At 37.8% G+C, this 22,969-nt stretch carries 17 protein-coding genes and 1 pseudogene; 9 read left to right on the forward strand and 9 right to left on the reverse strand.

Translation table 11 applies throughout. The annotated features are described in order from the left end of the window. Window positions 1-617: 617 nt before the first annotated feature. A pseudogene (locus RMA95_RS01055) lies at window positions 618-2,179 on the forward strand (peptide MFS transporter). Beyond that, the gene (locus RMA95_RS01060; RefSeq protein WP_311069344.1) at window positions 2,176-3,978 is read left to right on the forward strand and encodes an aminopeptidase P family protein; all 1,803 of its coding nucleotides are present in this window, start codon (window positions 2,176-2,178) and stop codon (window positions 3,976-3,978) included. Before RMA95_RS01055 ends, RMA95_RS01060 begins: the two are co-directional and overlap by 4 nt. Before the next feature lie 127 nt (window positions 3,979-4,105). Here the strand turns inward: RMA95_RS01060 and RMA95_RS01065 are convergent, their stop codons facing one another. From RMA95_RS01065 to RMA95_RS01075, 3 genes are read right to left on the reverse strand one after another with little or no spacing between them, the layout of a single operon-like run. Beyond that, window positions 4,106-4,585: a hypothetical protein gene (locus RMA95_RS01065; protein ID WP_004700369.1), complete on the reverse strand. Its 480-nt coding sequence runs from the start codon at window positions 4,583-4,585 to the stop codon at window positions 4,106-4,108. Then, window positions 4,575-5,891 (reverse strand): LysM peptidoglycan-binding domain-containing protein, encoded by a 1,317-nt coding sequence (locus tag RMA95_RS01070; RefSeq protein WP_311069345.1) that lies wholly within the window; start codon window positions 5,889-5,891, stop codon window positions 4,575-4,577. The genes RMA95_RS01065 and RMA95_RS01070 overlap by 11 nt, the downstream gene beginning before the upstream one ends. A gap of 2 nt (window positions 5,892-5,893) precedes the next feature. Then, complete coding sequence (locus RMA95_RS01075) at window positions 5,894-6,334, reverse strand: hypothetical protein (RefSeq protein WP_311069346.1); 441 nt, start codon at window positions 6,332-6,334, stop codon at window positions 5,894-5,896. 113 nt (window positions 6,335-6,447) lie between these two features. Between RMA95_RS01075 and RMA95_RS01080 the strand changes: the two genes are divergently transcribed. Both RMA95_RS01080 and RMA95_RS01085 read left to right on the forward strand, forming a co-directional pair. Then, entirely contained in the window at window positions 6,448-7,098 is a 651-nt protein-coding gene (locus tag RMA95_RS01080) for a hypothetical protein (protein WP_311069347.1), read from the forward strand. A gap of 206 nt (window positions 7,099-7,304) precedes the next feature. Next, window positions 7,305-7,889, forward strand: coding sequence for an aminodeoxychorismate/anthranilate synthase component II (locus RMA95_RS01085; protein WP_000925673.1), 585 nt, complete (start codon window positions 7,305-7,307; stop codon window positions 7,887-7,889). A gap of 95 nt (window positions 7,890-7,984) precedes the next feature. On the opposite strand, the gene RMA95_RS01090 is transcribed toward RMA95_RS01085, so the two are convergent. Continuing rightward, window positions 7,985-10,750, reverse strand: a complete 2,766-nt coding sequence (locus RMA95_RS01090; RefSeq protein WP_311069348.1) for a M1 family metallopeptidase — start codon at window positions 10,748-10,750, stop codon at window positions 7,985-7,987. A gap of 13 nt (window positions 10,751-10,763) precedes the next feature. After that, complete coding sequence (locus RMA95_RS01095; protein WP_311069349.1) at window positions 10,764-13,496, reverse strand: TonB-dependent receptor; 2,733 nt, start codon at window positions 13,494-13,496, stop codon at window positions 10,764-10,766. A gap of 357 nt (window positions 13,497-13,853) precedes the next feature. Here RMA95_RS01095 and trpD point away from each other — a divergent pair, with 357 nt between their 5' ends. From trpD to blaADC, 5 genes are all read left to right on the forward strand, one after another. Further along, on the forward strand, window positions 13,854-14,903 hold the full coding sequence (gene trpD, locus RMA95_RS01100) for an anthranilate phosphoribosyltransferase (protein ID WP_311069506.1): 1,050 nt from the start codon (window positions 13,854-13,856) through the stop codon (window positions 14,901-14,903). A 9-nt stretch (window positions 14,904-14,912) separates the two neighbouring features. After that, the gene (trpC, locus tag RMA95_RS01105; RefSeq protein ID WP_311069350.1) at window positions 14,913-15,719 is read left to right on the forward strand and encodes an indole-3-glycerol phosphate synthase TrpC; all 807 of its coding nucleotides are present in this window, start codon (window positions 14,913-14,915) and stop codon (window positions 15,717-15,719) included. Window positions 15,720-15,728: 9 nt separating this feature from the next. Next, the gene (locus RMA95_RS01110; RefSeq protein WP_311069351.1) at window positions 15,729-16,418 is read left to right on the forward strand and encodes a Smr/MutS family protein; all 690 of its coding nucleotides are present in this window, start codon (window positions 15,729-15,731) and stop codon (window positions 16,416-16,418) included. Window positions 16,419-16,507: 89 nt separating this feature from the next. Then, complete coding sequence (gene folE / locus RMA95_RS01115; RefSeq protein ID WP_002118643.1) at window positions 16,508-17,056, forward strand: GTP cyclohydrolase I FolE; 549 nt, start codon at window positions 16,508-16,510, stop codon at window positions 17,054-17,056. A 158-nt stretch (window positions 17,057-17,214) separates the two neighbouring features. Then, window positions 17,215-18,366, forward strand: coding sequence for an ADC family extended-spectrum class C beta-lactamase (gene blaADC, locus RMA95_RS01120; protein WP_311069352.1), 1,152 nt, complete (start codon window positions 17,215-17,217; stop codon window positions 18,364-18,366). A 72-nt stretch (window positions 18,367-18,438) separates the two neighbouring features. On the opposite strand, the gene RMA95_RS01125 is transcribed toward blaADC, so the two are convergent. From RMA95_RS01125 to hemE, 4 genes are all read right to left on the reverse strand, one after another. Next, a complete protein-coding gene (locus RMA95_RS01125) occupies window positions 18,439-20,331 on the reverse strand; it encodes a DUF4105 domain-containing protein (protein WP_311069353.1) in 1,893 nt (630 codons plus the stop codon). 61 nt (window positions 20,332-20,392) lie between these two features. After that, window positions 20,393-20,863: a DUF3015 family protein gene (locus tag RMA95_RS01130; protein WP_000914197.1), complete on the reverse strand. Its 471-nt coding sequence runs from the start codon at window positions 20,861-20,863 to the stop codon at window positions 20,393-20,395. A gap of 143 nt (window positions 20,864-21,006) precedes the next feature. Beyond that, window positions 21,007-21,801, reverse strand: a complete 795-nt coding sequence (locus RMA95_RS01135) for a DUF817 family protein (protein ID WP_311069354.1) — start codon at window positions 21,799-21,801, stop codon at window positions 21,007-21,009. Window positions 21,802-21,807: 6 nt separating this feature from the next. Next, a complete protein-coding gene (gene hemE, locus RMA95_RS01140; protein ID WP_262750959.1) occupies window positions 21,808-22,881 on the reverse strand; it encodes a uroporphyrinogen decarboxylase in 1,074 nt (357 codons plus the stop codon). Window positions 22,882-22,969: the final 88 nt, after the last annotated feature.

Genomic DNA, 22,969 nt, shown 5'->3' on the forward strand with positions numbered 1-22,969 from the left:
CTTACCTAAAACATTGAATTACTTATAAGTATTCATGATTTAGGCCCCTTGTCTTGAACCCATTATACTGTTTGCTTGTGCAAATGCACCATATTCACACATTTTCAAATTATGGCATATTTAAACAGCTCATTATTGCCCTAATTTAGTGCAAAATTGTTGCACTGATATAATCCGCTGCATCAATTTCTAACAGTCGTTCCTGATCATAATACTTTCTTATATATAATGTTGAGATTCTTATGAGATTACACAAAAATATTTACACCTCTTAAAAAGCTACAGATTTCGCCCTTTTTTACGCTTCTTAAAAGACGCAGGTTTCTTGGCTAGCAAGTTAGAAAGTTCTTTATTGCTTATCCACAATCTACCAAATACTTTTCATTTTTATGAATTCTTATAGATCATTCCGCTTCTTAACAGTTCTTTGATTTGTCAAATGAACGCACCTTACTGTTATTTATCTAATAATAAACTCCACTATTTATGTTCTTTTTCATTCACTGTTTTTATACAAGGTAAATTTGCTTTTATTGTTAAAAATAACTAAAAAATAAAAAACATAAATTTTGGTTATAAATAAACAAACTAAAAGTTATGTTTATAAAAAACATAAAATCATTCAAGGATTTGAATAATGAAACATGAACTTGAACAATCCGATAAAGCATTTTTCGGTCATCCAAAACCACTAAAAACTTTATTTTTTACAGAACTTTGGGAAAGATTTTCTTATTATGGAATTCGGCCTTTACTCGTTCTTTATATGGTTGCTATGGTGAATGACGGTGGGCTAGCACTTGATCGACCAACTGCCGCAGCTATTGTGGGATTATTTGCAGGTTCCATGTATTTAATGACCGTCTTTGGTGGATGGATTGCAGATAACTGGTTAGGTCAGGCGCGTGCTGTCTGGTACGGTTCAATTATTATTGCTTTAGGTCACTTATCAATTGCCCTCACCACCATTTTCGATGAATTCTTTTTTTATTTCGGTCTAGTTCTAATTGTTCTTGGCTCAGGTTTATTTAAAACTTGTATTTCAGTCATTGTAGGAACTTTATACAAAGCTCAAGATAGTAGACGAGATGCTGGATTTTCCATTTTTTATATGGGAATTAATACGGGCTCGTTTATTGCCCCGCTCATTACAGGTCTATTAGCTCGCGATTATGGTTGGCACTTAGGCTTTGGTATTGGCGGCATTGGGATGCTCATTGCTTTATTAATTTTCCGCTTTTTGGCTGTCCCCCAGCTCCAAACTTTTAATGAATTGCGACAAGAAACCAATAGCTGTAGCAAACCTGTCGTAGAAAATAAAAATGCACCTAAAATTGTATTTAGCTTTTTATTCGCTGTTGCGGTGGTTATTGGATTAACTTTCTTTGGGATTATTCACATCAACCCAGTCGTTGTTGCAACCTACTTAACTGTAGGAATTAGCATTGGAATTATTGCTTATTTTGCATACTTACTACTTTTCCTGAATTTAGAGCAACATGAAAAATTTAAAATCATTATTTGCTTCGTTTTATTAGCAGCATCCGCTTTATTCTGGTCAGCTTTCGAACAAAAACCCACAACTTTTACTTTATTTGCGCAAGATTATACGGACCGTATTGTTTTCGGATTTGAGATCCCAACTGTATGGTTTGAATCAATCAATGCTCTTTTTATTATTATCTTTGCTCCAGTTGCAGCTTGGCTATGGGCTAAACTAGGTAAAGCAAATAAAGATCCAAGCTATATCAGCAAATTTATTATTGCGTTGTTATTCGCAGCAGGTGGCTTTTTGCTTATGACTTTAGCCAGTCATTTTGCTATTCATGGCGGAGTAGTTTCACCATTTTGGTTAGTCGGTACTTTATTTCTTCTTACCATAGGTGAACTTTGCTTAAGCCCGATTGGCTTATCAACCATGACCAAACTTGCACCTGATGTCATACGCAGTCAAATTATGGGTTTATGGTTCACTGGTTCAGCTTTAGGCAACCTCATGGCAGGTTTGATTGGCGGACACGTATCGGCAGATGGTATTAATCATTTACCTAGCCTATTTATGCGCTGTGTGTTGGCCTTGGTTATTGGCGCAATCGTGTTATTTTTATTAAAGAAACCAATGAATAAATTAATGAGCAAAAGCACCAACAAAGTTCAACCTGATTTGGAAACCATATGAACGACTTAACTGTTCCAGAAAAACTAGCGAAACTTCGTGAACTCATGATCAATCAACACGTTGATGCTTTGGTTGTCATGAGTGCAGATCCCCATATGTCAGAGTATTTACCTGACTACTGGAAAGCAAGGCAGTGGTTAAGCGGTTTTAGTGGCTCTGTTGGCACTCTAGTCGTGACTCAAAACTTTGCAGGGCTCTGGGCCGATGGGCGCTATTGGGTACAAGCCGAACAACAACTCGCTGGAACTGGCTTTCAATTACAAAAACTGACCAGTGATGAATCTTCAACACATCTCGCGTGGATTGAGAAAAATTTATCAACTGGTTCGGTCATTTCAGTAAATGGACAAACGCTTTCAATCCAGCAATTTAAAGCTTTGGAAAATACGGCAAAACAACGTGGCTTTAAACTTGAAACACAGCAAGATTTAATTGGTTCAATCTGGTCTAATCGTCCAGAACTTCCTTTAGAGCAGATTCATTTAATGCCTAAAGGGTTAAATGCCTTATCTCGTAAAGAGAAAATACAAGCAATTCGCGAAACATTAAAAACTAAGGCGATTGAAGGACATTTCATTTCATCTTTAGATGATATTGCCTGGGTCTTAAATGCACGTGGGCAAGATGTAGAATATAACCCTGTATTCCTTTCGCATTTATATATCAGTACTCAACAGGCTGTTTTATTTGTTGATAGCAACAAAGTTGATTCAACCATTCAACAGGCTTTCAAAGCTGATGGTATTGAGATTCGTAACTACGAAGATACAGCTAAGTTTTTATCGAATATCACTGATACCTCAGTACTTTTAGATCCAGCCAAAGTCTCGATTTTTCATGAACAAGCCATCGCAAAAGATATTCGGGTTGTATATGACATCAACCCAAGTACACTTTTTAAATCGCGTAAGCATGAAAGTGAAATAGCTCATATCCGCCATGCCATGGTGAAAGATGGTGTTGCCCTTTGTCATTTCTTCCACTGGTTAGAAAAAGCACTTCATCATCAAGAGAACATTTCAGAACTGACTATTGATGAGAAAATTACAGCTTTCCGTGCTCAACAAGAGGGTTTCATAGGCCCAAGCTTTTCAACAATTGCCGGCTTTAATGCCAATGGTGCTCTACCTCACTACCGTGCAACTGAAGAGCACTATTCATTTATCGAAGGCGATGGTTTATTGCTGATTGATTCTGGTGGACAATACGTAGACGGCACTACCGACATTACCCGTGTTGTTCCCGTAGGGACTCCAACAGAGCAACAAAAACGTGACTACACCTTGGTTTTAAAATGTCACATAGCTTTGGCAAAAACGATTTATCCAGAAGGTTTAGCTGCTCCTCTACTCGATTCAATTTGTCGCAATACTTTATGGCAACATGGTTTAGATTATCGACATGGAACAGGCCACGGCGTAGGCTTTGCGCTTAATGTTCATGAAGGACCGCAAGTGCTTTCTTATTACGCACCTATACATGCCTATAGCAAATTGCGTGAAGGAATGATTATTTCTAACGAACCGGGCTTATACCATGAGGGACAATACGGTATTCGCATTGAAAATCTGGTTGCAAACCGTCTCCACTCTGGATTTGAAAAAACTTACGGTGAATTTTTAGAGTTTGAAACGCTCACACTTTGCCCGATTCATTTAGATTGTATTGTCGTTGACAAGCTAACGAATGAAGAGAAAGGCTGGTTAAATGGTTACCACCAAACTGTTCAAGAAAGACTCGCTGAACATTTATCTGGCGATATTTTAGATTGGTTGATTTATAACACACGTAAGATTTAAATATTTAATAGCATTAAACCAAATCAAAGCCTTGAAAGAGCCAAGGCTTTGATTTAAATCCTATAAGATATGTAAAGAATCAAAAACCATACTAAATACTTATTCTAATCCGTTTATTATTTTTTATTTAGTTACAGTTTCTGTCTAATAGAATTTTAGGAACTTTTTTCTTATAGAGTTCAAATTTTTTTGTAATTTGTCTATCTTTGTTTCCAACAAATGACTTATTTGCTATTAATTCCATAGCACCTTTATTTGATTTTTTACTATCATCAGCAATAAGGTCATCTAAGTCATTATTAGCTTCTATCAAACCATTCTTATATCTATATTTTAGGTAATTTGTATTAATCAAATTATCCTTCTTAAAATTGAACTTATATTTTTCTTGTCCCGATTCTCCATAAAGACTCAATATAAGAGAACAATAATTTTTCTCTTTTTTCAATTCGATCCCGCCACCTTCAGGACTAATTCCCTGATCAGTTAAATCTAGCTCATAGATTTTCTTTGGAGACATGTTAGTTTTAGCGGATAAGTTACATCCTGTTAAGAGAAAGAAAAAACTAATAATAAGTTTTATTATCGTGCCTTGTTTATTTAACATTATATACTACCTTTAATGGATCACCGCCTGCATCTTTAGTTAGTTGTCTAAGCTGCGACATAGTTTTTCCAGTTTTTAGTTGGAAGTGAGGATTATCAACTATTGATTTCCAATCTCCACCCCACTCTAATCCAATACTTTTCCCGACAGGGGCGACTTTTCTCAGTATTTGAATATTTTTAGCATCCGACTTTGCATCCATGTGAAGTTTACCATCTTCCCATAATGGAAAAACATCAACAGCCAAAGCAAAGTTATGGTTACTTTGACCACCTCGTGCTCTTGTTACAATACTTCCAGGTGTTGTACGTCCTTTGGCGTACAAAGCATCTTGCTGTGCATAGGTACGATAATCTTGAACAATAACAAGTTGTACCTGGTGCTTTGCATACACTTCATTGATGAACTTTCTGATTAAGTCCCTTACTTGTGGATGTAATCTAGCTATAGCTCTCTCATTCTTTGCAGAAACTTTTGAAGATGCAGAGGTTGACGATGATACCTTTGCAACTGGTGTCTTTTCCTTATTTTGTGAGGCATCCTGAACAACTTTAGGTGGTGTTACAGGCCGATTCTCGTCTTTTTTCTTCTCAGTATGTGGTTTAGGCACAGTAGACTTAATTTGACGATCATAGACTTTTATCGTTTGGTTTTGTGAGATTTTACCGTCACTTAATCCATTAAGTTTCTTAATTTCGTCAATGCTATTACCAGTAAGTTTAGCAATTAAAGGCAAAGTATCGGTTCGCTGAGCTACGATAATCTTAGTTTTCTCTGCCTGATATTGCTGTGGTACAGGGGGTTTTGGCTTGTTTTCAGGCGCAGGCGAAGAAGCCTCAGTTTTATTGGTAGGTATCTTTAAGACTTGCCCAGCATGAATATCTTGGTCATTTTTTAAGTTGTTGATTCTTATTAACTCATCCGTAGTTGTATTGTTGTCTTTCGCGATTCGAGATAAATAATCTCCTTCAGCAACAATATAAGTTGATCTAACATATCCTCCCTGTGCTACTTCTTTAGTAGTTAGCTTTAAACCTTTAAGCAAGACTTTAGGGCTACGTATAGTAAAAATAGTCTTTTCGCCAATTAGTTGTATTTTAACTTTAGAGTTGTACTCTCCAGTGGCTATACTTCTAACTCGAACATCAATAACTGTTCCAACTGGACGTTTAATCCATACTGATTCGCCATTGGCAGTAGTAACAAACTCAGAAATTAATGAGGAACCAACCCAAAGTTGATGAGCTAACCCATTTATTGGTTGGCCCAGGGCATCTAAGAATTTTATATTGGCTAGACAATCCATGATTATATCTCACCCCCATATTCATGATTTTCGTGTGAACCACATTTACATTCATAATCATGTTCATCATCTTCATTGCCAGTTTCAACTGAAACAGTCCAACCCTCATCTATACCAATCAGCATATCGTAACCTTCATTAGTAGAAGTATTTATACGTTGAGTTCGACCATGTTCATCTAGCGTTCCTGAAATATAAGTATTGTTTTTATTATTAATTAATTTGTATTTCACATTTGAGAAATTAGATTCATAAAATAAATCATAAAAATCCCATTTATTTGTATAATTATTAATCTCATTAACGACAGGTAAATTAGGAAGTTCCGCTTTAACTCGCTGTCCATCATTAAAGATATGCTGACCAGCTTTAACTTCAAATTTACCCCCTGTTATCAAACTAATACCTTTATCATTAATTACAATACATGTACCACCAGCCATACTTTTTTTATTCTCTAATATTAGAATATAAAGTTATACTAGCATAATCTGATTAAATCTAAAAATTAAACCCAATGACCATGATTGTTTCTGCTCACTTAGGTGATGTTATTATGATTGCAGCAGATAAGAGGGCAATGAATTATAATGTTGAGACTAATGAATTAAGCGTATCACATAATAATGAAAATAAAATACAGTTATGGTGCAGAGGTGCAATTGCGGGAACAGGTGATGTTGTATTTATAAACAGAATAATGAAGCGATTCGCTGATATTTCTATTGAAGAACAAAAGATTAAACAAATAGATATAATTGCTGAGGAAATAAATAGAAGATTATATGAAGGATTACCTATAGATTTTATTAATAATAATACAATTGTATTTTCTATTTTTAATGGTGTGAATTCCTTATTATATTCAATACCGATTAGCGCATTTCTTGAAAAACAACTGTCTAATACTTACCTTAATAAAGTTGAACCAGGAACAGTTGAAGTGTGCTGTCTACATACTCCTCCAGATTTATCGTATCTAAAAAACTTTCAAAGTAATTTACGGAGTCTTAATAGTTTCGATAGCATTGTTCAATTCCTTATGTGTTATGTTGAACAACTAAAACAAATCTTTGCGATGCAAGCTTCAATTGATCCCAGTGTTACTTCTGCATTTGATTTATATTTACAGTCTTGCCAGACAGGTCAAAGGCTTGCTTTACATATTGAAAATCCGCTTTTAATTTCATCTATTATATTTAAATGACTAAACATCTAATTTAGAAGTACTTATTTTGGTATGCTTCTATGTAAAAGATAAAGTCGAAGAATATAAAAATTCTGATATAGTAGCCATCTATTGATGGTGGCTTTATTTTATACATGAGTACTTTAGCAATCTTGGGTACTAAATTGAGTATAAAAACCACATCAAAATAGAATCCCCTTATTTATTAGCGAGTTGAATCTAAAATGCTTCTAATGATCGACAATTACGACTCTTTTACCTACAACATCGTCCAGTATTTTGGCGAGTTGAATCAGGAAGTAAAAGTAGTTCGCAATGATCAAGTCACATTAGAGGATATTGAACGATGGCAACCAAAATATCTTGTGATTGGTCCTGGCCCTTGCTCTCCAAGTGAAGCAGGTATTTCAATTCCTGCAATTAATCACTTTGCCGGAAAAATTCCTTTGCTTGGCGTGTGTTTAGGGCATCAAAGTATTGGGCAAGCTTTTGGCGGAAAAATTGTAAGAGCCAAAACGGTGATGCACGGACGTTTATCTGACATGTACCACAGCAATAAAGGTATTTTCAGTAATCTTCCTAGCCCATTCTCGGCAACTCGTTATCACTCATTGGTGATTGATCAAGAAACACTACCTGACTGCCTTGAAGTAACATGCTGGACCAATGAAGCAGATGGCTCAATGGAAGAAATTATGGGCGTTAAACATAAGACACTTCCTGTTGAAGGCGTACAATTCCATCCTGAATCCATTTTGAGTCAACATGGCCATCAAATCTTTAAAAACTTTTTAGACATCTACGCATAAGGCAGCCGTAAATAGATTATTTTAAAAGTAATTTGATAAGAACCTGAATAAAAAAGCCAACTATGATCAGTTGGCTTTTTTTATCGCTGAATCAATTACAACTTTAACTGCTGCACAATTGATCCATCTTGTTTTGCCACTAAAGATCCGCAGAGTTGAATACGTTCTTTAGTCTGTTTCAATCCTCTTTCCACCCCAACCAACTCCTTAATTCGTGGCGCAAAAAAGTCATTTAACTGGACTGCTTGTTGTTGGGTACATGCTGCCCCACTAAACATTGCAGGGAAACGCCCAGCCGAAGATTTACCTAAACGGTCAAACACGGCGTCATGATTTACTTTAAACCAAGACCATAAGCCACCTTGCTCATCTCCATAATTATTGATTGAGTTGACCACGGTACGAACTTCACCGACTTTAACACGTGGGTTTAAAATCAACTGACGGGCTTGTTGGCGCGTTGCTTCTTGATTTGCTGAACCCAAAGCTGTAAGAATTGCAAGACGTTGTGTCGGTTGAGTCACGCGTTGTAACTCTCCAGACAATCGGTCAAAAGCTGGTTGACCTTTTTCTTGTACACGTACAGCTAAAATGGTTGGCAATAATTCAGGTGTTACTTGCGCAAAATTAAGCTGCTTTTGAGCAAATAGAGTATCTGACTGTTTTAACAGTTGGGTACGAACTTCTGGAACTTGAATATCTAAAGCAAGAAATCTAACCAACTCACTACGCCATAAACTGTCTTCAGGTGATTCACCTGTTTTGCTGACATAACCCAACTGATTTAATTTAGGTAAATATAAATTAGCTAAGACTTTTCTAAAATGTTCACGTTCAGCTTCTGTTTTCAATACATGACGATGAATGGTACTTAATTGGGAAAACAGCGCTGTACTAATTTGTCGGCTATTTGAATTGGCAAATTTCTTCGCAGCATCTACGACAGCCAACAAATTAATATCACCGTGGTTAAATGCCGCTGAAATCGCGTAGGCGTAGGCCAACTGTTCAGTATTAGAAAGCTTTTCTGTAGCAGCAGTCAGATGAGTAAACTCTTTTTGAGGCAAACTAAATTGGTAATATCCTGCCGCATCTGCATTTGGAATATACCAACTGCCAAGGCTGGCACCTTTGAGTTCAATCTTTGCTTCTGCTTGGTCTACCAGCTCACACTGGACCTTACTGGCTGCATTTGGAACTTCATAACGTACGCATAATGGTACACCCCACAGACTTCTTGCATCACCTTTTGAGCCCACAGGTAAATAACGGCTTTGCTTCACATTTAAAAAGACTTTATTGCCTTCTTGCTGTAGTGAAGTATTGATTAAAGGTACACCTGGTTGATCAAGGAAACTTTTCATCGCTCTGGCAAAACGCTCACCTTGTCCAGACTGCTCCGCTAAAGCGCTAATTAAATCATTGGCTGTCGCATTACCATATTGGTGCTTATTAATATAATTGCGCACACCTTGTTTGAATTTTTCTTCACCTAAATAGCTTTCAAACATATTTAAAACAGCAGCACCTTTTTGGTAAGTAATACCATCAAAAGCAGTTTGAATATCGGCATTGCTTAAAATAGGCTGGCGAATACGGCGTACACTCACCAAACTATCACTTTTCATCGCATCGGCAGTATCTGCAATACGTTCTAGGTCAGCATTAAATTCGGGATGTAATTTTTGAGTGATTTTACTTTGCATCCATGTCGCAAAAGATTCATTTAGCCATAAATCATCCCACCACGGCATCGTGACGACATCACCAAACCATTGATGCGCCAGCTCATGTGCATTGACATTAAATGAATTCTGTACAAAAGAGACTGGCGAGTCCTTATCTAGCAACATCAAGTAATCTCTAAAAGTAATTAGCCCTGGGTTTTCCATTGCACCAGCGGCAAAGTCTGGTGCTGCCAGTAAATCTAGCTTGTCAAATGGATAACCAAAGGCAAAATAATCTTCTAAAGTTTTTAAAATGGCTGGCGTTTCAGATAAGGCATGCTGCATTTTTTCAGCTTTAGCATCAGGCGCAATACCACGTAACTGAATCGGCTGCTTACGCCATGAAGTTGCACCAATATCAGGCCCTTTTTGTAATTGCCAAGGTCCGACAGCCAACGCAAGTAAATAAGTGGGTAGTGGTTTAGTTTGTGCAAAACTGAGTGTTTTCCAACCTGACTTATCTGCTTGCTCAGATGTTTGTTGGGTATTGGCAAAACCTGAATATTTGCTTGGAATCGTCAAACGAATATTAAACGGCGTTTTAAAACGTGGCTCATCAAATGACGGAAATGACTGGCGTGCACTAATTGCTTCCATTTGAGTCATCACATAAGGTTTACCCTCAAACTCAATTTTATAAATACCGTCAAGTTGCTGGTCATACGCTGCATTAAAATCTAGAACGAGTTGATACTGTCCTGCGGGCAAGGTTTTGGCAAATTTAATTTTACTCACCCCATCTACCTCGGAGGCTTGCTCATATTTTGCTTTGGTTTTGACGCCCTCTGCCGATGTGATATTCACATCTTTCACCGTCAAAGATTTACCATGAATCCAGATGTGATCTGTAGCTTGAGCCAGCTTTAAATGAATAGTGGTTTTACCGGTATAGCCTTTTTGTGCGGGATCAATCTTGAAATCTAAATCATAAGATTCGGGTATAACCCACTCGGGTAATTTACCAATCGGGATTTGTTCACTGTTATTGGATGCAAAAATTTGAGTTGCCGATAAAGATAATAATGTTGTAAGTAGCAATCTTTTTTTAAATGAAGGCTTGACCAGCATAAGGGGTTTTATCCTCTGTAGTTTTAAATAAAAAGATGCAGCAAATGCTGTACCACTTCGCTGCATCCATACATCATTCTTAAAATTTATAGTTAAACTCCAACCAACCTTGACGGCCGAATGGCGAATATGATCCTACCGGATAATACGGCCAACCGCCTGTGTCATCTCGTTTCACTTTGTCAAACAAGTTATTAATAATGATTGAAGCAGAAGCTTTTGGAGAGATTTGATAAGTACCACTCCAGTTCACTAAATACGTTGGGCTTAAGTAAACAGTTTGGTCGCCGTTTGGAATTTTGCCATAACGATTAACTAATACTGTTGATGCCCAATCTCCAAAGCTCCAGCTGAGACTGGTATTAAAACGGTCACGCCAATCCGGAATAGTTAAATCTTTTAAATAGTCATCTTTCTCGCCATCTTTTGATTGTTGATATTCATGTTCTAGTACACGGCTATAATTGATCGTCCAGAGAAAGTTACCAAAACTGTCTGTTTTCCAGCGCCATCTACTAGTGAAATCAATCCCGCGGGTATGGTCTGATGCTGCATTAATCGGAACGATATTAATATTCTTAATGACATTTGGATCGACAACTGCATTTGCAGGGTTACGCTCTACACGTGCTAAAGCATCAATACAGGCCACAGAGTTAATATCTTGGTTGCCTAAACGACAATCTGCTTCCAAACGTAGAATTTTGTCCGCACTTAAATTGGTCACAAGATTATCAATTTTGATATCCCAGTAATCGACGCTAATATCAAATTTATTGGTTGGTGACCATACAAAGCCTGCACCATAAGATTTACCTTCTTCAGGTTTCAGCTCTTTGTTTCCGGTTAAAGTGTAGTTCGCCCCAGGCGAGTAATCTTTAAAGGTACATTTATCTAAAGGTTGTCCCGTTTGGCTACAACGTAAATAATCTGTTGTACTTGGAAAATAACCTTTTTGTTTATTTAAAAACAGATAGTTCATATCTGGTGCACGAAAGCTGGTCGCGTAGTTACCACGTACCAATAAAGTCGGATGTGGTCTAAACTCGAGACCCGAACCGAAAGTTAGCTTATCAATGCTGTTATCTGACAAAGCATAACGGTCATAACGTCCAGACAGGGTTAAATTTAACGGTTTTGCTAAAGGTAAGAATAATTCTGCGCCAAGTGCTTGGCGGGTACGTGTACCGCCATATTCGCCACTAGAGCTTAAATTATAATATTCACCATTTTCGATCGCCTCATCTGGCTTAATCGAAAAACCTTGACGCCCAATTTCGGCCACAGTCGCAAGTTTGGCCGTTCCTGCAGGTAACTTAAATACGTCACCATTCGCGCTTAAGGTCAAACTTTGTGCCCACGACTTATCTTTTTCTTTTGTGGTGCCCGAAATACTTTCAAATTCACTTGCTGTGAGTGGTCGACTTAAACGATCTAAGCGAGGCGAATAAATAGGAATACCATCTGCATCTGTACCAAGTTGCTGACCTAAGAAATATTCATCAACATTCGAGCGTAATAAGCCTTGGCGGCGTAGCTGACTGGTGTAGATGGAACCATTATAGGCTGCTTCATAACTCCAGCTCGTCTCTCCAATATCGCCTCGAATTCCAAAATTTAAGTTAGAAGAAAGTTCTTTCCACTTTTTATTTACGCGTTCTACCCCGCCTAATTCTTCAGGCGCAAAACGGCGATTCCAAATTTCATAATTTCCCGAATCTTGATTTAGGAAATAACCACTTGATGCAGCTAAAGAAGTCCATGTCGGCCCACGGGTATTATTTTCAATTTGGTTGGCGCCAATTAAAAAATCGGCAAATAATTGGGTTTTATCATTTAACTCATAATCTAAACCGAGATAACCATTTTGGCTGCGGTTTTGGGTCTGAACCGTCCAATAAGTCGGTCGTGCTAAACCACTCGCACAATTGTCTGAACCTGCTTGTCCAATATTATTGACTGATCCGTTAAATAAACCATTAAAGGCCTGACACCCACCAATTGAAAGATATTTACCAGTATCAGCATTTTTACGACCCACAATAGTGTCCGGTTTTTCTCCTAAACGCGTTCGGCTCGACATAAAATCTCGATCGGCTGCCCATATCGGTTCACGGCCGCTGAGTTCAACCCCATAAACGAGACTAAGCTTGTCTAAAGTTTTACTACCACTTAGTTGTAAACGTAAATTTTCACCGCCTTCTTTGGTTCCGCCTGCCTTGATATTAAATTGTGTGCCGTCTGTTTTCTTTTTCAGAATAATATTCACCACGCCTGCAATTGCATCTGAACCATAAATTGCAGAGGCACCACCATTTAATATTTCAATACGGTCAATAATGGCAGTGGGAATATTGGCTAAATTCACGAAATTGACAGACCCATCGTACGGTACAGGATAGTCTGCAACCCGATGTCCATTAATCAAAGTTAAAGTATGATTCGGTCCCAAGCCCCGTAAACTAATAGCATTAGCCGCAGGTGTAAAAGTATTTCCATAATCGGCGCCTTGTACAAAACCCGTGTTCTGCGTCAGGTTATTGAGTGCATCAAATGCATTACTAAAACCTTGTTTTTCAATATCAGCAGCGGTTATCACTGTCACACTGGTCGGGCCATCTTTTTGTGCTTTTGAAATCCGAGATCCTGTCACAGCAACACGAACTACTTTATCTGGTTTAGCTTGGTTTTGTGGTTGCTCTACAGCTTCTTGCGCATAACTTTCTAATGGATGAAACAGTGCAACAAATACAAAAATAAATGAGCGCTTATTTTTTAACGTCCCTAGATATTTCAAGTTATTTAAATACATATTTATTAGTAGACAAAATAAAGATCGCCCTACTATATCCACTTTTATTTGGTTGATTTATACACATTTTTTCTAGATATATTTATGTTTAATATATACCAAATGGTTAATTATTTATCATAAAAACTCACAACAAACTAAAACCTTTTTCCATAAATAAATTTTGTTTATGAATAGACTCAAAATCTTCACTGAGCAAAATTTCTAATTCTCTTATCGAACAGCAAAAATCTTTGGTTATTTTCTGCTAACATAGCTCCCCGTAGCTAGTGAAACATGGAACGCAATAGGCCGAACCTCCTACTCTTGATCAACTTCACCTAAAAATTTTAATCATTAATGCTGTAAATCATGACTATGAATATCCAACAGGCGCTCAACCACATTACCAAGAACATTCATTTGACTCAGCCTCAAATGGAAGAAATTATGCGCAGCATCATGCAAGGTGAGGCAACCGAAGCACAAATTGGTGCTTTAATGATGGGCCTACGCATGAAAGGTGAAAGCATTGACGAAATGACGGCAGCCGCACGTGTCATGCGTGAATTTGCGATTAAAATTGATGTGAGTGATATCAAACATTTAGTTGATATTGTGGGAACTGGCGGTGATGGACAAAATTTATTTAATGTGTCTACAGCGTCTAGCTTTGTGATTGCAACAGCAGGTGCGACCATTGCAAAACATGGCAACCGCGGCGTTTCAAGTAAATCGGGTTCATCAGACCTACTTGAGCAAGCGGGTATTCACCTTGATTTAGATATGCAACAAACCGAACGCTGCATCCGTGAAATGGGTGTGGGTTTCTTGTTTGCACCAAACCACCACAAAGCCATGAAATACGCTGCTGGCCCACGTCGTGAACTTGGTATTCGTAGTATTTTTAATTTACTCGGCCCACTAACCAACCCAGCTGGGGTAAAACGCTTTGTCATTGGTGTGTTTTCAGATGAACTATGTCGCCCAATTGCAGAGGTAATGAAACAACTTGGTGCCGAACATGTCATGGTTGTTCATTCAAGAGATGGTCTTGATGAAATTAGCCTTGCAGCGCCTACCACTGTTGCCGAACTCAAAGATGGCGAAGTTACTGAGTGGACACTTAATCCTGAAGATGTCGGAATTGAGTCACAAACTTTAAATGGTTTAGTGGTTACCGATGCATCAGCAAGTCTAAAGCTCATTAAAGATGCTTTAAGCAAAAATAAATCAGATATTGGTGAAAAAGCTGCAAACATGATTGCGCTTAATGCAGGCGCAGGTATTTATGTAGCAGGCATTACCAAGACTTATGCTCAGGCTGTTACATTCGCGCAAGATATTATTTACGGCGGGCAAGCATTAGAAAAAATGAGTGTTTTGGCTGAATTTACCAAAACATTAAAACAATCTCAGGCAGATTAAGGACTTCTCATGATTAATATTCAAAATACCATTTTAGGTAAAATTGTTGACCGTAAACATGAGGAACTTGCTGCACGTTTAAAACAACGTAATTTGCAAGACGTTGAAGAATTAGCAAAAGCTGCGACTCCAGTGCGTGGCTTTGCAAATGCTTTAAAACATAAACGTCCAGGTGTGATTGCTGAAATTAAAAAAGCATCTCCATCAAAAGGAGTTATTCGCGCAGACTTTAATCCTGCCGAAATTGCCCAGCAATATGAACAAGCTGGAGCAGCATGTTTATCGGTATTGACCGATGTTGATTTCTTTCAGGGTGCAGATGAAAATATTGCGATTGCTCGCAATCATTGTGCCCTACCTGCTTTACGTAAAGACTTTCTGATCGATCCATATAATGTAGTTGAAGCCCGTGCTTTGCATGCGGACTGCATTTTATTAATTGTTGCTTGTTTGTCTGACCAACAACTCGAAGAAATGTCAAAAACTGCGTTTGAACATCAACTTGATGTATTGGTTGAAGTTCACGACGAAGAAGAAATGGAACGTGCATTAAAGCTTTCTGAACAATGTTTATTAGGTGTGAATAACCGTAATTTAAAAACGTTTGATGTAGATTTAAATACATCTATCCGATTGAAAAAGTTACTTCCGGCCTCACGTTTATTAATTACTGAAAGCGGTATTGCGACACCAGATGATGTGCATATGATGCAAGAACATGATATTCACAGCTTCTTGGTTGGCGAGAGTTTTATGAAACAACCACGTCCAGATCAAGCTTTTACTGCTCTTTTTGGACAACCTCAAACGGTTTAATGAAGATATATGAGTAATAAAGATTCATCGCTTTCTAAAGAGCAACAAAAGTTATTGAAGCAATTTAAAAAGCAAATCTCCAATCCTCATTCAAGCAAAATCGCAAATCAGCCTGAGACTAAAAAATCCCAGGTTGAGACTGAAGAATTGGAAGATACACACCTGTTTCAACAGGCTGTTGCAGGTGTTAAACGCATCAACAATAGTAATGTGGCTGATGTAAAACCACCTCGTGCTAAAAAAGTCGATGCACAAACACTAGCAAAACGCGCAGCCGCTGAAGGCGGACGTGATACTGAACATGCCGAGTTATCAGATACTCAAGCAGCATTAAATCCAGTTGCAAGCCAAGCAGCTTTAAGTTATCGCATAGCCACTCTTCAGCATAAAGTTTTTGAAGACTTAAAAGCTGGTAAAATGCGCTGGTTTGAAGCAGTGGATTTACACGGCTGTACCATTGAACAAGCACGTGAAGCAGTTTTACAAATCATCCAGATGGCAAAAGATGAAAATCAAAATGTCATTAAAATTGTGCATGGTAAAGGCCCTGAAGCTGTTTTAAAAACCTATGTAAACGGATGGCTACGCCAACATCGCGATGTTTTGGCATTTGTAAGTGCACCTGAAAATCAAGGTGGCACCGGCGCTGTTCTCGTTCTGCTTAAACGAGCAGAAAAAAATCCCAAGTACAAACAATAATCGGCTTTTTCTACAGAATTCAGTCTTTTGATAGTTTTCTGGTAGAATGCCGTTTTGTTCAACCAGTGTAAGTGAACATTCTTATGTCTATGCAGCAATCGTACGCAAATATTCTGACTGCCGTCGGTGAAGATCTTGATCGTCCCGGCCTTAAAGATACGCCTGTGCGTGCGGCTAAAGCTTTTTCATATTTAACTTCTGGCTATAGTAAAACTTTAGAAGAAGTCACCAATAATGCTGTTTTCCCATCAGATAACCATGAAATGGTATTGGTGAAGAATATTGAATTTTATTCGCTCTGCGAACACCATCTTCTCCCATTCTATGGCCGTGTTCATGTTGCCTATTTACCAGAAGGCAAAGTTCTTGGCTTATCTAAATTTGCACGTATTACCGAGATGTTTGCTCGCCGTTTGCAAATTCAGGAAAACTTAACTCAGCAAATCGCTGAAGCTGTTGCTGAAGTGACTGGCGCTCGTGGCGTTGCTGTAGTCATCGATTCAGCACATATGTGTATGATGATGCGTGGTGTAGGTAAACAGGAATCTACCACCCGTACAGTTTCATTTGTCGGAGATTTTAAAACCGATAAAGAAGCACGCCGTGAATTCTTAAGTGCTGTACCAGAAAGCTACTAATCTGGTTGTTAATGCACAAAAAAGCCCAACCATGTTGGGCTTTTTTTATAGGCTAGCTTTATAAAGTTCAACCCAACTCTATAAAACATAACAATTAAATTAGGTGATTTTTGTTATAAAAGTACGCATCTTTATTTTAAATAATTTATGAGTTAATCATGCGATTTAAAAAAATTTCTTGCTTACTTTTACCCTCTCTTTTTGTTTTTAATACCTCAATTTATGCAGGTAACACCTCTAAAGATCAAGAAATTAAACAACTGGTAGATCAAAACTTTAAACCCTTATTAGAAAAATATAATGTGCCGGGTATGGCGGTAGGTGTTATTCAAAATAATAAAAAATATGAAATGTATTATGGTTTGCAGTCCATTCAAGATAAAAAAGCCGTAAACAGCAATACTATTTTTGAGCTAGGTTCTGTCAGTAAATTATTTACTGCAACCGCAGGTGCCTATGCCAAAAATAAAGGAAAAATCTCTTTTGAAGACACACCAAGTAAATACTGGAAAGAACTCAAAAATACGCCAATTGACCAAGTTAACCTACTTCAACTTGCCACTTATACCAGTGGTAACCTTGCGCTACAGTTTCCAGATGAAGTACAAACAGCTCAACAAGTTTTAACTTTTTTCAAAGATTGGAAACCTAAAAATCCAATTGGTGAATATAGACAATATTCAAATCCAAGTATTGGCCTATTTGGAAAAATTGTAGGCCTTTCGATGAATCAGCCTTTTAGTCAGTTCTTAGAAAAGACAATTTTTCCAGACCTTGGCTTAAAACATAGCTATGTCAATGTGCCTAAAACCCAAATACAAAACTATGCATTTGGCTACAACCCAGAAAATCAGCCGATTCGCGTTAACCCCGGTCCACTCGATGCTCCAGCATATGGGGTTAAATCGACGCTACCAGATATGCTAAGTTTTATTCATGCCAACCTGAACCCACAGAAATATCCAGCAGATATTCAAAGCGCAATTAATGAAACTCACAAAGGTTTCTATCAAGTCGGCACCATGTATCAAGCATTAGGTTGGGAAGAATTTTCTTATCCAGCGCCTTTACAAACTTTATTAGACAGTAATTCAGAACAAATTGTGATGAAGCCTAATAAAGTGACTGCTATTTCAAAAGAACCTTCAGTTAAGATGTTCCACAAAACTGGCTCAACCAATGGTTTCGGAACATATGTCGTGTTCATTCCTAAAGAAAATATTGGCTTAGTCATGTTAACCAATAAACGTATTCCAAATGAAGAACGTATTAAGGCGGCTTATGCTGTGTTGAATGCGATAAAGAAATAATTGTCTTTTCTTAAAACAAAAAAAGAGAGAAATAGACTTCATCTACTTCTCTCTTTTTTATGAACATACTATTTAAAAGAACAAGACATATCCTAAGCTTGATTTCATCCAGTCCAGATGATTTTGTTTTTCATAATCCCAATTAAGACGAATAGCATTGTTGCTATTAATGGCATATTGCCACTGTGTATTTAAGCGTAAGTTCCATTGGTTTTGGTCTTCCCAATATGGCAGCTCAACTTGTACCACTGAGTTAAACTTTTCAAACCATTGGTTCATACAGCCTAAAGTTGGGCCCATTCCCACACGCCAGCCTTTATCTAAATTTGAACCCGCTTGAACATAAGCTTGAACTTGACCATAGCACACATGTTTACGCTCATAGTCTGCAACACTGTAGCCGACTTGGGTATTAAAACTTGCTACACCGTGCTGTTTTTCATCACTATAAACGCCGTCATGGACTGCTTCTTGACGCCAACCTAAGTTAAATCCCCAAGTGAGAGGTGTTTTAAAGGGTTGAAACGGGTTATAAGAGTTCACTTCTAGCAGATCAAGATGCTCTAGCTTTAAGTGATCGTTACGCCACTGCGCACTACCATTTAAAAAGAGCAATTGGGTACCAGCTCGATACCCCCCTTGAGGATCAATCAAGTCATGGTAAGCCTGTCTATGTCCAATTTCGATAAACTGCTCACCCTGCACTTCGCCCAGTTTTAGCGAAACATTACGTGCATTATGGCCTTGTGTTGGCTCAGTCGATGGTCGTTTCGGTTCTTGACGCTGTTTATCTAAATCAATCTGACTTCTTAAAGCCAAAAGCTGCCGTAACTGTGGTTGAGCAACGCTTTCTTCAACTTTTCGACTAATGAATTGCAAATATAAATCATCGTAAGCCATCTCAAGAATTTTGGCCTGATCTGGCTGACTATATGACTTAAGTATTTCAGAAGACTGCTTGGTTGGCATCATTGCTACTTTATGAGCAACTTTTGCTAAAGACGCACCATGCTGATGAGCTTGGGCCAATAATTGAGTTTCTAAAGCGGGTCGATACACAGGTGCTTTGGTTAGCCCTTGTTGATGCATCGCTTTAATGGTTTCCATTGGAATAGAAGCGTAATTAAACTTTTCTTGTAAGTTAGACTTAGGTTTAACTAAATCAACTAAACCTAATAACCGATAAGCACAGTTGTCACTCACAAAGTAATAAGGGAAGCTTACATGTTGCATTTCCCAAATATGACTCACTAAAAAGCGTGTTTCTTCAGGGGATAGTTTTAACTCATATTCCCATAAATCACGGCTCTCGAAATCACCATATTCTTTTACCTTACGATAATAAGGCATAAGTGAATATTCACCCGGATACTGCCCTGTTAAACCTTTCCATGCATATGACCAGTTGTCGTTACCTGCTACAGTTGCTGCGTAGTTTACGGCGTAAGAAACAAGGTTTAACTGCTGTTGATCTTTAGGGTCTAGGCGCAATAAGGTATGCCCGAACATGGAGCTCGGATTGCCCATAAAATCTGTCGCGTAAATTAAGGTCGCTTTATAAGGCTTAATTTGGCCAATCCAGTTTTCAAACTCTGGGCATTTTACTTGCGGCAATTCATTTTCTTGAATGCCTAATTGCTTTATAAGCCACTGACTACGAGCTGGAAATTTACAACGAATTGACTGGTTATCTGGTGCAGGTGTAAACAATGCCGCGATATCGGCTTTTAACTCTTCTTTTAAATGATTTTTTCCATTTTCTGCAATAAAATAACCAGAATAACTCACTTCACTGTTATGGTTTTTATTGGCATACATGAGCCTTTGCCATGTAATGTCTTGGTCTAATTTTTTTTGTTCTGCAACTGACCAATAGTTTTGAATAGATGGATTTATTTCTGCTGAATACGCAATATTAACTGCCAATGAGGCAAAAATTAAAACAACTGATTTCATTAAGCTCATCAATTTTTATCATTAAATATAAGAAAAACCCTGCCAAAAGACAGGGTTTTCAATTTTAAACTTATACGTAAGCTTTTAAAACTTCATCTTTAGCCATTACGTTTTGTAATGATGCCAATACTTGAAGTGTGTTTTGGTTGTTTGTTGAATAGATTTCACCAAAGTTTGCTTTTGAAACTTTGAAGAAACGGTCTTTGTCTTGTGGTTTGATTTGCATTAACTCAGCAAGAACGTTCAGGCTTTCACCTTGGCCTACAGCCATATCACGTGCTAAAGCTTCTGCATTTTCATTTGTGAATGTAACAACTTGAGCTGTTACTGTTCCGCCTTGACGGCAACCTAAAGTACCGAAAGTAATACCTAATAATTGGTTAGTAAAAATACCGTTTGTTGTTGCAGCAAGAATTTTAGGCGCTACTCCTTTTTTGCCTGCCCATACTTGCGTACCCACACCACAACCTACATCATTATCAGCCATAGCAACACTTGAACCAGCTGCTAACAAAGCAGCTAAAGCTAATTTTTTTAACATGATGAATATCTCCAAAAATCATTATTGATTGTTTCTTATGTATTGTTATGTGTAATTATTATTACACCCTTCAAAGATAACGATAAGCTTGTCTTTTAGCAATTAAAAATTAAACAATATGATAAAAAGAGAAAAGGAAATTTTTATCTTAAATTCCAATTACCTTGATTATCTCGATGACCTAAAATTTTAAGAACTAATACTAAACTTAGTAGTAATAATAAATACCATGAACCGAGTTTACCCCACCCGACCATATGCCAAGCATTAATCTGACTTGGATAAACCCAAATTTTATAAAAGGTACTAATATTTTCAGCGACCCAAATAACAAAAGCGAGTGTCAACAACACTGGGAGCATCGGGGTTTTAAATTTACGTTCATTTATTTGAAAATAAAGTGTAGTTTTCCAGAAAATATAAACACTAAAAGCAAATAAAATATAGCGAATATCAGGAATAAAAAATTTACTCATGAAATTAATATATGAGAAAAATGCGAGAAAAAGCATGCTTCCAAAACTTGGAAGTTTCTCAAAAGAAACCTGAAATAAACGGATTGAGCGAGCAAAGAAACTGCCTACAGCCGAGTACATAAAGCCTGCAAATAAAGGCACAGTAATAATTTTAAACACAGCCGGCTGCGGATATTGCCATGAAGCAATGCCAGGATGTGTCAAAAAGATTTCCATGACCATTGCCATGATATGAAATAAAGCAATCACCTTGGCTTCTTGCCATGACTCAAGCTTTAAATACAACAAGCAAATTTGAATAATGAGCGCATAGATGAGTAAATAATCATAACGATAAAAACCCATATATTCATGGCTTCCCATCGGAGCTGTCAGAGCAAAAGCAATTAATAGCAAAATACCAAACAAGGCTGCCGAAACAGCCTTGCCAATAAATTGAAGGGGTAAAAACAGATATTGCACAAAAAACTATCCTAGATATTTAGCACTATACTCATGTACTGTATCTACAAAGATTTTTGGCTGCGCTGGATCTACCCATTGGGTAATACCATGCCCCAAGTTTGCAACATAGCCAGTTTTTTCACCATTTGCGTAAGCATCATCCAGCATTGCTTTCACTGATTTTTCAATCGTAGCTGCTGAACCATATAAAACCGCCGGATCAAGGTTCCCTTGTAGGGCAACACGGCCTGCTACAGTTGTACGCGCTGTATTTAATGGTGTCGTCCAGTCTAAACCTAATGCATCTGCACCTGTTGTGATCATTGGCTCTAGCCACTGACCACCACCTTTAGTGAATACAATCACTGGAATACGGCGTCCATCTTTTTCACGTTGCAAGCCCGCGATAATTTTTTTCATATAGTTCAGTGAGAACTCTACATATTCACGGTGTGCTAAAGCTCCACCCCAACTATCAAAAATCTGAATAGCTTGAGCGCCTGCATCAATTTGAGCATTTAGATAGTCAATGACTGAATCTGCTAAATGGTCGAGCAACGCATGCAAAACTTCCGGCTGCGCATACATCATTTGCTTGGTAAAACGGAACTCTTTGCTTGAACCGCCTTCAACCATATAAGTCGCCAGCGTCCAAGGGCTACCCGAAAAACCAATCAGTGGAACCTGACCACCTAAAGCAGAGCGAATTGTGCTTACTGCATTCATGACATAATCAAGATCAGATTTAGCATTTAACTTCGGTAAATTTGCTACGTCTTGTTCAGTACGAACCGTTTTATGAAACTTAGGGCCTTCGCCTGTTTCAAAATAAAGACCTAGTCCTAAAGCGTCAGGAATCGTTAAAATATCTGAAAATAAAATTGCTGCATCTAAATCGTAACGACGCAAAGGTTGTAAAGTTACTTCACAAGCAAATTCTGTATTTTTGCATAAAGATAGAAAATCACCTGCTTTTGAGCGTGTTTCCCGATATTCAGGCAAATAACGTCCTGCTTGGCGCATCATCCATATTGGAGTGGTATCTACAGGCTCACGTAATAAAGCACGTAAGAAACGATCATTTTTAAGTGTCGTCATTGCCGATCTCTATCTTTTTCATGTGGCAGCATCATATCAAAAAGGTGAATGTTTTTATAATTTCAATTTCATACAAAAAACTTGTCAA

It is taken from the genome of Acinetobacter sp. V110_1 (genome assembly GCF_031798975.1).
Taxonomy (GTDB): domain Bacteria; phylum Pseudomonadota; class Gammaproteobacteria; order Pseudomonadales; family Moraxellaceae; genus Acinetobacter; species Acinetobacter nosocomialis_A.